1 protein-coding gene is annotated in these 448 nt (G+C 73.7%); it reads left to right on the top strand.

Annotated features, from left to right (window positions below; genetic code table 11):
• A partial coding sequence (locus ACSC1Q_RS43125; RefSeq protein ID WP_436764532.1) for a hydantoinase B/oxoprolinase family protein occupies positions 1 to 448 on the top strand: 448 nt, incomplete at both ends.

Here is a 448-nt window from a genome sequence, read left to right as displayed (position 1 = left end):
CGTCCGCGAGCTCTACACCCGCTACGGCGCGGACGTCGTCGGTTCCGTCGTCGAGACCGTGATCGCCGCCGCCGCGGAGTCCACCGCCGAGGCCGTCGCCCGCCTCCCGCAGGGGTCGTGGACGGCGGTCGACTGGCTGGACGACGACGGCGTCACCGAGGACCCGGTCCGCATGCAGGTCACCGTCACCGTCGCCGACGGCACCTTCACCGTCGACTTCGCCGGGTCGTCCGGCGCGACCGCGGGGCCGGTCAACCTCCCGTTCGGCGCGACCATCGCGACCTGCCGGGTCGCGTTCAAGGCGATCACCACGCCGGGGGAGCAGACCAACGCCGGGCACTTCGCCCCGCTGGAGGTGCGGGCCGAGCCGGGGACGCTCTTCCACGCCGTCTACCCGGCGGCGACCTTCACCCAGTGGACGGGGACGGTCGCCCTGGAGCTGATCTAC

Origin of the sequence: Streptosporangium heterodermiicola (assembly GCF_051390675.1) — a bacterium.
In the GTDB taxonomy this organism is placed as follows: domain Bacteria; phylum Actinomycetota; class Actinomycetes; order Streptosporangiales; family Streptosporangiaceae; genus Streptosporangium.
This window is presented reverse-complemented; position numbering and strand designations above follow the sequence as displayed.